Raw genomic sequence first — 6147 nt, 5'->3', positions numbered from 1 at the left:
ATTCAAACCGCCTTTCATTTTTATGCTCAATTTCAAAACTTAAGGATTTTTAGATACTGTCAGGATAAGCAGTAGGGTATTAGGTTTAAATGTCGGATAATACTTCAGAAAAAAGAGGGGGAAAATGAAAGCTGAAACCATCATATACTGGGTGGTTTCAGCCTTAAAACCCTTTCGCCGGAATAAAATCCCAATAAAAAAGAAAATCAGAGCAATCGAATTATACCTGAAAGGCCTCAGTTACCGCCAAATTTCAGAAATACTGGAAATCAGCCACACAACAGTCTGGGAAACAGTTCAAAAACTCGCAAAAACAATTTACCAGCCAAAACTCCTCGCAGTCAAAAAACAGAGAAACTTCATCGCAGTTGACGAGACGGTAATAAAAATTAATGGGCAGAAAAAGTATCTCTGGGCTGCAATTGATGTTGAGAGCAGAGAAATCCTAGCAGTCTGGATTACAACAACCAGAAACTGGTGGATTGCCAGAGATTTCATTTTAGTTGTCTTAAAATCCTGTGAGGGTCGGCCTGTTTTTCTGGTTGATGGTGGCCCCTGGTACAAATCTGCCTTTAAATCTTTAAGACTGAATTTTGTTCACGTGACTTTCGGACCGAGGAACAGTATTGAGCGTTGGTTCAGGACTGTTAAGGAGCGGACGAAGCGTTTCTGGAATAATTTCAGGAGTAGTGATTGGAGGAGGGTTCATAAGTTTGTTTTTCTGTTTGCTTTCTGGTATAATTTTGTTAGAGTTCATTCTCGGTTCGGTGGGCCGCCTGGTGATGTGACTGAATGGCTCCAGGAGGTGATGCCACAGTTATCCTGACAGTATGGGTTCTATACATACTGTCAGGATAAGCATTGCAGGTTGGCAATGGTGTGTTTTACCCTCTTTTGCGGGCATTATCATAAGCATTCCTCTTATCCTAAGAGTAAAATAAAGGGGTAATAACCCGCCCAAGTTCATTGACTCCTCCTTCGGAGGTACTCCCCGGGCATGGAATAGTATGTTAAACATGATTTAAGGTTTGCGAAAGTGAGCATGATGTTGGAGATGATGTTGTTAGAACCTCTGACCTCCTCCCCTTTGCGAGGGTTCCAATGAGGTTTGTGGGCCCATCACCATGAGGTTCAGCCCGCATGCAGTTACCCATACCCCAGAGCGGTTATCTCTCCATTCAGAGTTTTTAACCGCTCGAAAGCGGTTTTGAAAGAATGCCGTGTCCTCCCGCACAATAACCCTTTGGTGGCTTCTTCGAAGCCCTATTACGTTACAAGAGGTTCGAATGCCGGTTTTAGAATCCCCACCCCGAGGCTTTCAAAAGAAAAAGGGTAAAAAGAAGAGCGTATCTGGTCTGTATACCTCTACTCCCACGCTCTAACACTTCGTTTTATAACTGCTGGGAATATCCAGAGGTCCTATTGATAATTCTCCTTCATGAAAAGGCTTATATAATCCTTATTTTCTAAAATAAAGTGGTGGAACGCATGAGAATTGTTGAATTGGACATTAAATTGCCCTATGAAAAAAGAGGGAAGATTTTGAGTAAGTTATGTGAAAAGGTTAGGGGTAAAATAAAAGACATACACTTTCTGCCACCAACGGCAACAGGAATAAGTGAAATTAAGATGGAAATAGAAGTTGAAAACGCTCAAAATCTCGTAGGAGAGCTCAGGAGACTTCTAAAAGAAGGCAAAATAACATTTAAAGTTCTTACAGAGGCATAATACTCACTCTTCTTTTTCCCGTCCTGGGGTAATGCCTTTAAATGCTGAGTTCCAATGTTCTTTAGGTGTTGACATGGAGCACATCGAAGAAAGCATAATCCGGGTTCTTGAAAAGATCAAGCAGCATAGACGGCTCTACGAAGCAAATGAAGAAGCTGTAAAGCAGCACTTAATTGGAGAGATTTTTCAAAGTCTTGGGTGGGACATATACAATCCAAATGAAGTTCGCCCTGAAGAGAGGACTGATGAGGGAAGGGCGGATTATGCGCTAATTCTTGATGAAAAAATTGTTTCATTTGTAGAGGCAAAAAACCTCAGTGTGAATGTTTTAAAAAGAGAAAAACCACTAAGGCAACTTGGAAAATATTGTTTTTCTCAGGGTGTCATGTATGGAATTTTAACGAACGGACTTCAATGGATTTCAATAAAAGCCTTTGAAGAGGGTTCCACCCTGAGAGACCGAGTTCTATTTACCGTGGATCTGGAGAAAGAGCCTTTGAAGAAGAGCGCCCTTAAACTCTCCCTCCTGGGCAGGGATCGTATTAAGGATATCGAGAAAATTTCAAGACTTTTGAATTACATGGAGAAGAGCTTTAGAGAGCTTAAAAGAGCGGGATTTTCCGCTGATATGTTATTTGAGTATCTGAAAAGCTCCATTACTCTTCCAGATGACTTCATATCAAAGTTCGTTCTCCTTTCAATGGCATCACCTGAAAGAACTCCCAGGCGATTTTACATACATGACGGCTCATGGAAAAAGCTCCCGCTTAAAGAGGAAAGCTGGAGCGGAGTTATCACCGCTCTGCTGGAGTACATAGTGGAGAACAAAGAGCTTAAGGAAGAGGAGGTAAAGGAACTCGCAGCGCTTTACAAATATTCGGAGAAGATTCCAAAGGACAGAATTCTGCCCCTTTTGAGGAGCATTGAGGAGCACTTTGGAATAAAAATTGGCTTTGAGTTTTAAGCATTCTTGTTTAATATTAAGCTTTCTTGTTTACGGAAATGTTTAAATTCTCTAGGGGTGGGTATTTTTACGGTGGTGCTATGAGGAAAGTCATGTCTCTAATCTTGCTAGGAATTCTGGTCCTTGCTGTGGCCGCAGCTGGATGCATAAGTGGAGAACCCATGGACACGGGGACATCAACAGGAGGATCCTCTTCGAAAGCCGAAATTAAACTAACAATCTTCCACGCGGGTTCTCTGAGTGTCCCTTTCAAGGATTTGGAGGATGAATTTTCAGTATATGCTGAAAAAAACCTTGGAGTTAAAGTTACATTTCAAGACGAGGCAAGCGGAAGTGTCATGGCAGTTAGAAAGGTCACGGATCTTGGAAAGCATGCGGACATAGTGGGGGTTGCTGATTATACACTCATTCCCCAGCTGATGGTTCCAAATTATACCGATTTCTACGTCCTCTTCGCCACGAATGAAATTGTAATAGCTTTTACAGATAAGAGCAGGTATGCGGATGAAATAAATCCGGACAACTGGTACGAGATCTTAGTTAAACCCGATGTTTCATTCGGTTTCAGCGATCCAAATCAAGATCCCTGTGGCTATCGTAGCATCATGGTCACAGAGCTCGCGAGCCTCTATTACGGGAAGTCCATCTTCAAGGAGCTTATAGAAAAAAACACCAACATAGTGGCAAATGGAAGCGAGATTTACGCTCCGAAGGAAATTCAGGTTAGGAATAAGCGCCTTGTGATAAGACCAAAGGAAACGGATCTAACTGGTTTGGTTGAAAGCGGGAGCTTAGATTACTTCTTCATATACAAGAGCGTTGCCGAGCAGCACAATCTTAAATACATAGAGCTTCCGGAAGAAATAAACCTCAAGGACTTCACAAAAGCCGATTACTATGGTCAAGTAAGTATAACCCTCGGCTCGACGGGCAAGAAGATAAAAGCCAAACCCATTGTTTATGGGGTAACTGTTCCTAAGGATGCTCCAAACAGAGAGCTCGCCCTCGAATTCCTGAAATTCCTGTTAAGTAACAAGGGAAAGGAAATTTTTGCCAGAAATCATCAGGAGTTCATAAATCCGCCCGTAGCCTTTGGAAATGTGCCGGATGAGATAAAAGATCTGGTAAAAATAGGGGGCTGACAGCCCCTTTAATGTATCCTGCTCTCTATTTAACAAAATCATTAAACAATGCGGAATTTTTAAATAGGGGGTTCCATCCACTTTAAGGGGGTAACCATGGGACGCGACTACACCACTGCATTTTTTGCACTGCTTGGGAGTTTCTTGGTACTCTACATAGTTCTTCCCATATTTGTGATTTTCCTGAAACAGGCTTTCGATATGGAGATGGTGTTTAAAACTCTCCATGATCCCTTAGTTTTGGAATCCCTAAGAAATTCTCTTATAACATCAACAGCCACCATGGTAATTTCCCTCTTCTTTGGAGTTCCCCTTGGTTATGTGCTTGCCAGAATGGATTTTATGGGAAAGAGTGCAGTGCAGGCAGTTGTTGATGTTCCCATAGTAATACCCCATTCCGTCGTGGGTATAATGCTCCTCGTGACCTTTTCAAACAGGATTCTGGATAGCTATGTAGGAATAATAATGGCAATGCTCTTTGTTTCTGCACCTTTTACAATTAATGCAGCTCGAGATGGATTTCTAAGCGTTGATGAGAAGCTTGAGTATGTGGCGAGAACTCTTGGTGCTTCAAAGCTTAGAGCCTTCTTCACTGTGAGCCTTCCTCTCGCCCTTCCAAGCATTTTCAGCGGGGCAATAATGACATGGGCGCGGGCTATAAGTGAAGTGGGCGCGATTTTGATAATAGCTTATTATCCCAAGACGGCACAGGTTCTCGTTATGGAATACTTCAACAACTACGGGTTGAGAGCATCGAGACCTATATCCGTAATATTGATAGGCATGAGCTTAACAATCTTTGTGCTTTTGAGATGGATAATAGGAAGAAAAGGCCAATGAGATGGGCAATAGAAAAATCACCATCTTCCCCTTCCGCGCCCCATTCCTCTGCCCATGCCACCTCCTTCGGGGCCGAAAACCGCCTGGGTTAACTCTCCTCTAAAAAATGCTTGGATAGCCTGTTCAACCGTCATATTTGGAGCAGCAGAGACGAATCTTATTCCCGAAGCTTGAAGGACTTGGGAAGAGTTTGGTCCAAAGGTAACCCCTATAACAAGCCCTGCACCTTGATTTATGCAAAACTGTGCCGCTTGAATACCAGCCCCTCTAGGAGCATTTATTCCCGGATTTGGAACCACTTGAACATTGGAAATGTTTCCATTTTCATCCACATCTACTATTGTGAAGGTCTGAGCCCTTCCAAATGCCTGACTCACAAAGTCATCCAATCCTCCCCTTGTGGTTGGAACTATAATGCGCATGAAAATCACCTCTGGTTTGTTTGAAGTTCGGTTTGTCTAATCTAATTTATAAAGTTTTATGCGATGGGTATGGTACTGTTAGGAGTTTTGATAATGCTCGTAAAAGAAAGTACTGGCAAGCATGCCACAATTGTCCCAACAGTATCATGGCTACAAAAACCTCGGCCCTCTTAAAAACTCCCTCAAAACAAGAAGGGCTATCAAGCCCAGTGCATAGGGAGCCGCAGCAATAAAGAGCTTTATCAAAAAGTAGACTATGCCAATTAGCAGCAGCAAATCAAGCAACCCGTAAGCTCCTCTGGGAGAAGCATAAAAACCTCTACCTCTTGGCATGATACCACCTCAAAATAGAAAAGAAGGGGTTTACCACCACCTGAAGAATCTGGCAAGCCAGCTTCTCCTGTTTGGCATTCCTGTCCAGGGGCAGTAGCCAAGGCGAGCCCCCAATCCATGGCCTCCTCTTCCTCTTCCAAATCCTCTTCCTCTACCTCTCCCAAAGCCAAATCCCCTTCCAAAGCCAAACCCATAACCATAGGCGGGATATGGCGGCATAGGTGGATAATACTGTCCGGCTTGTGCTGGCACTGGACCATAAGTGGGGGCTTGTGGAAACACTGGCGCTGTTTGAGATGGCGCTTTACCCTGTATAACGCTCTCAACAGCTTCCTTTATTGGAGTCCCTGCTGGGAATGTATAGTATTTGATCCCTGCCGCTTGAATAGCTCCTATAGCGTTTGGGCCTACTTGAGCTGCTATTACTGTATCAACACCCTCATTTATGAGCATTTGTGCAGCCATTGGCCCTGCTCCTCCTCCCGCGTACGCTGCTTGATTTTGAAGCGTCCTGACATTCCTTATCTCATTATTCTCAACATCCACAATCGTGAAGACGGGAGCTCTTGCAAAGACAGGGGCCACCGTATCCTCCAATCCTCCTCCATTTGAGCTCGGTATTGCAATCTTCATTTTCATCACCTCCTTCTATTATGTGCATATGCACAAAAACTTAAAAGCTTTTCGGCTAGCCTAACAAAATGGTGGAATTTATAAA

At 43.2% G+C, this 6147-nt stretch carries 8 protein-coding genes; 5 read left to right on the top strand and 3 right to left on the bottom strand.

Features of this window, described 5'->3' with window-relative positions:
• Nucleotides 1-124: 124 nt before the first annotated feature.
• From ACXJGZ_RS00525 to wtpB, 5 genes are all read left to right on the top strand, one after another.
• Entirely contained in the window at nt 125-826 is a 702-nt protein-coding gene (locus ACXJGZ_RS00525; protein WP_456397755.1) for an IS6 family transposase, read from the top strand.
• A 662-nt stretch (nt 827-1488) separates the two neighbouring features.
• Nucleotides 1489-1728 carry a hypothetical protein gene (locus ACXJGZ_RS00520; RefSeq protein ID WP_456320992.1) on the top strand — a complete coding sequence of 80 codons (240 nt, stop codon included), beginning with the start codon at nt 1489-1491 and terminating at the stop codon, nt 1726-1728.
• Between the two features lie 73 nt (nt 1729-1801).
• Nucleotides 1802-2692, top strand: a complete 891-nt coding sequence (locus ACXJGZ_RS00515; RefSeq protein ID WP_456397753.1) for a type I restriction enzyme HsdR N-terminal domain-containing protein — start codon at nt 1802-1804, stop codon at nt 2690-2692.
• Between the two features lie 80 nt (nt 2693-2772).
• The gene (wtpA, locus tag ACXJGZ_RS00510; RefSeq protein WP_456397751.1) at nt 2773-3834 is read left to right on the top strand and encodes a tungstate ABC transporter substrate-binding protein WtpA; all 1062 of its coding nucleotides are present in this window, start codon (nt 2773-2775) and stop codon (nt 3832-3834) included.
• Between the two features lie 96 nt (nt 3835-3930).
• Nucleotides 3931-4674, top strand: coding sequence for a tungstate ABC transporter permease WtpB (gene wtpB / locus ACXJGZ_RS00505; protein ID WP_456326131.1), 744 nt, complete (start codon nt 3931-3933; stop codon nt 4672-4674).
• Between the two features lie 17 nt (nt 4675-4691).
• Here wtpB and ACXJGZ_RS00500 read toward each other — a convergent pair whose 3' ends face one another.
• From ACXJGZ_RS00500 to ACXJGZ_RS00490, 3 genes are all read right to left on the bottom strand, one after another.
• Nucleotides 4692-5096: a NifB/NifX family molybdenum-iron cluster-binding protein gene (locus ACXJGZ_RS00500; RefSeq protein WP_293253460.1), complete on the bottom strand. Its 405-nt coding sequence runs from the start codon at nt 5094-5096 to the stop codon at nt 4692-4694.
• 150 nt (nt 5097-5246) lie between these two features.
• The gene (locus ACXJGZ_RS00495; protein WP_293253456.1) at nt 5247-5429 is read right to left on the bottom strand and encodes a hypothetical protein; all 183 of its coding nucleotides are present in this window, start codon (nt 5427-5429) and stop codon (nt 5247-5249) included.
• Between the two features lie 30 nt (nt 5430-5459).
• The gene (locus ACXJGZ_RS00490; RefSeq protein WP_456326130.1) at nt 5460-6062 is read right to left on the bottom strand and encodes a NifB/NifX family molybdenum-iron cluster-binding protein; all 603 of its coding nucleotides are present in this window, start codon (nt 6060-6062) and stop codon (nt 5460-5462) included.
• Between the last annotated feature and the right edge of the window lie 85 nt (nt 6063-6147).

This window comes from Palaeococcus sp. (in: euryarchaeotes) (assembly GCF_053987695.1).
The sequence above is the reverse complement of the archived record's forward strand: the minus strand, read 5'-3'. Positions and strand labels throughout refer to the sequence as shown.

Excerpts from the sequence above, each read along its gene's own strand:
- ACXJGZ_RS00525 (WP_456397755.1), top strand. The coding sequence starts at position 125 with ATGAAAGCTGAAACCATCATATACTGGGTGGTTTCAGCCTTAAAACCC.
- ACXJGZ_RS00520 (WP_456320992.1), top strand. The coding sequence starts at position 1,489 with ATGAGAATTGTTGAATTGGACATTAAATTGCCCTATGAAAAAAGAGGG.
- ACXJGZ_RS00515 (WP_456397753.1), top strand. The coding sequence starts at position 1,802 with ATGGAGCACATCGAAGAAAGCATAATCCGGGTTCTTGAAAAGATCAAG.
- wtpA (WP_456397751.1), top strand. The coding sequence starts at position 2,773 with ATGAGGAAAGTCATGTCTCTAATCTTGCTAGGAATTCTGGTCCTTGCT.
- wtpB (WP_456326131.1), top strand. The coding sequence starts at position 3,931 with ATGGGACGCGACTACACCACTGCATTTTTTGCACTGCTTGGGAGTTTC.
- ACXJGZ_RS00500 (WP_293253460.1), bottom strand. The coding sequence starts at position 5,096 with ATGCGCATTATAGTTCCAACCACAAGGGGAGGATTGGATGACTTTGTG.
- ACXJGZ_RS00495 (WP_293253456.1), bottom strand. The coding sequence starts at position 5,429 with ATGCCAAGAGGTAGAGGTTTTTATGCTTCTCCCAGAGGAGCTTACGGG.
- ACXJGZ_RS00490 (WP_456326130.1), bottom strand. The coding sequence starts at position 6,062 with ATGAAGATTGCAATACCGAGCTCAAATGGAGGAGGATTGGAGGATACG.